2 protein-coding genes are annotated in these 2,859 nt (G+C 53.4%); both read left to right on the forward strand.

Features of this window, described 5'->3' with window-relative positions:
* Window positions 1-271: hypothetical protein (locus Q363_RS43475; RefSeq protein ID WP_211256455.1), on the forward strand; the 271-nt coding region annotated here is incomplete at its 5' end.
* Between the two features lie 205 nt (window positions 272-476).
* A complete protein-coding gene (locus tag Q363_RS31125; RefSeq protein ID WP_169747209.1) occupies window positions 477-2,351 on the forward strand; it encodes a sialidase family protein in 1,875 nt (624 codons plus the stop codon).
* Window positions 2,352-2,859: the final 508 nt, after the last annotated feature.

Below are 2,859 nucleotides of genomic sequence, written 5' to 3' on the forward strand. Positions count from 1 at the left end.
ATCAAATCCCAAGTCAGAATTGCAAATCGCCGGAGCCCGAGACAAGTTTTTGGCACCAGTTACTCCGCCTCTGGCGCAGTCAACTGCTCTTATTGAAGTGCCCCCCAAGCTTCTTTCTGCGAACAGCTTTCCCGAGAGAATTGAATCTGAATCCCATTCAGAGTCAATCAATTGCGGCGATATGGCCAATTTTGTCTCGAATCGTTGCCATATCCCAGTAACACGCGCACGATTACTAAATAATCTCCGTATATCCCGTGAATCCCATTGACACTGTGAGTGTTGTAAGCGTTTTATCGGACACTCTCGTGGAGTTACGAGACGGCGCGAAGATTAGAACTGCTCCACATGTCTCTCATACGAGATCCTCCGGTGCGAAGAGCTTGAACTTGGCAACGGGGCACGAAACTTTGTAACTACAAAGTACGAAATTTGCTACAGAAAGAATCTTCGTATTTTACCCAGAGGCTAACGCTATGACATACAAGATACTACTGTTGGCCTGCCTGGCCACATTTGTAATTCCACTCTCGCTCGCGCAGACCCCGGGCACTGACGTCCGGTTAACCAACGATTCTCCCGGCAGCTCGGGCTATATCAGTGCGTACACCCTGGCTACTGGTAGTCCCTATACCGATGCTGTGCTCAGTGAGTGTTCCATAGCGCGCGGACGCCAGAACGAGCCTGCGGTAGAGGTCAACCCTCGTAACACTAACGTATTGATTGGCAGTTCCAATGATTATTGCGGTGTGTACTCCACCGTAGTCAATGGGACTCCAGTGGCGCTGGGTCCAATATGGTTGGGCTACTACCGTTCTGAAAACGGGGGAGCCAGTTTCCAAAGCTCTCTGGTGCCTGGCTACCCGGGAGACGTCTCGCCCTTCGCTGCATTGGCACAAATAAGAACCGCCAGTGCTGGAGACCCGGTCATTACCTGGGACAACCATGGCCGCGTATTCTTTGGCTCGGAAAGTTCCGGCGACCCAGCCGGAACCGTGAAGACCTTTGGAGATGAGTGGGTCGCGCGATATGAAAACCCCGACGGCGAAGGCGGAAATACGATCAACGATGGGAAAGCATATCGAGGCACGACTCGGGTAGCCAAGGGCTCGTCCGCCCCAAACCTGTTAGGTGTGTTTCATGATAAGACGTCAATCCAAGCAGACCGAACTGGCGGGCCCTGCGACGGGAATGTCTATTTCTCGTGGTCTCGTTTCACAGGCGGGAAGAACTCGAACATTTATCTTGTCCGTTCCACAGATCATGGCGTGACATTCTCAAACCCGATCCTGATCACCAGCAGCATCAAGAACGTGCAGGACCCCGACATCTCGGTCACAGGAAATGGGCATGTTTACGTCACGTTCGACGAGTTTGAAACCAACAGCGGACAGCCTTTTGCAGTGGTGATTGCCAAATCCACTGATTGCGGACAGACCTTCTCCAAACCGCAGGTTGTTACCACATTTATCCCATATGTTCCTCTGGACGTTTCGGCGCCGCAGCCAATTCCTATTCCGGCAGCGTCGCTCGACGATCCGTTTTTCGAGAGTGACGTGTCAGCTCCGGGCTCCATCGCGCGTGATTGCGGTGACTTTGCCGATCACTGTGTCTCCGGATACACCTTCCCCCGCGGCGGGACGAGCCCCCGTTCTACCGCCGATCAGTTGGACAAAATGAACGAGTGGGTTTACATCGTCTATGATCCAACCAAGCCGGGAACCATAGTGCAATCAGGAACAACGTTCTTTACGACCACAGTGGCCGGCCAAGGCAGCCAAGCCGGCATCTTCTTTACACGGTACGACGGCGCGGCTGGAACACACACCACTCCCGCGCTGATTGATAATCAGACCGTTGGTCAACAATTCTTCCCGGATATTTCCGCCGATGGTGGAGCGCTGCACGTGCTTTGGTGGGACAGCCGGCTTGATCCGAACTACTCGCCGGCGCGCCCGATCGGCAACAGCGCCGCCGGCGTTATTGCGCCATCGCTGGATGTCTTTGGCGCCAAATCCACTGACAATGGAACTACGTGGACAACTCCCGTTCGTTTGACCGACGTGACCAGCAACGCCAACTACGAGCAGTTCGATAATCGCTCTGTCCCGTTTGCGGGCGATTACCTTTGGATCACTTCGCTCGGCAACTTCTCGTTCGGAACCTGGACCGATTACCGCAACACGGTGCAGGGAACCGATCCGCGTGAGACTACCGAAGATGAAGACAACGCCACTGCAGATGTGCGTCAGTGCCGTGTTTTCTCGGCGCTGATCGGTGCATGGAGTGGCGATCTATGTCCACATGAAGGCGGAATAGACCAGAACATTTACGGGGACCACACGCCGTAAATGCAATTCGCTGATTGTTGATTGGAGAGTCAAAATCTCCAATCAACAGCCTTCAGTTTTAAACAATCAATATTCAATTGTTCCTGTTTGCACCGACTTGACCGGGGATAAGAGTTGCAGCAAGTCGCGTCATTGTCGGCTCCCATAGAAAACATGTTGGTCGCGATGTGTGACAACAACCGTGAGTTGGGACGACACGTGCCGCAATTCCAAATTCGCCAAAGAGCAACAACGCTGCTTGCACGGCTCACACTAGCAGGAAAAAGCAGCAGTTCCACGCGTAACTGTCGAAACAGGGCGAGTCACTCATTTAGTTCTGTCAGCGCTTTCCTCGGAGTTGCGGGCGGCTAGCGGTAACTCGTCAATAACCCGACTTCCCCCTTCAGACCGTTATGCATCGTCGGAAGACCACGGGCAAGGTGCGGTTTGTTTGAATGTAAGTCAGTGAGGAGCACGAGGTGTTGCAAAGGCTGAACTCAGCGGTGAAGCTGATTCAGAGAACTACCCC

Origin of the sequence: Edaphobacter aggregans DSM 19364, from assembly GCF_000745965.1 — a bacterium.
GTDB classification, from domain to species: Bacteria; Acidobacteriota; Terriglobia; order Terriglobales; family Acidobacteriaceae; genus Edaphobacter; species Edaphobacter aggregans.

What these genes read in the sequence shown, in the direction of transcription:
- Q363_RS31125 (WP_169747209.1), top strand. Translation starts at nt 477, where the DNA reads ATGACATACAAGATACTACTGTTGGCCTGCCTGGCCACATTTGTAATT.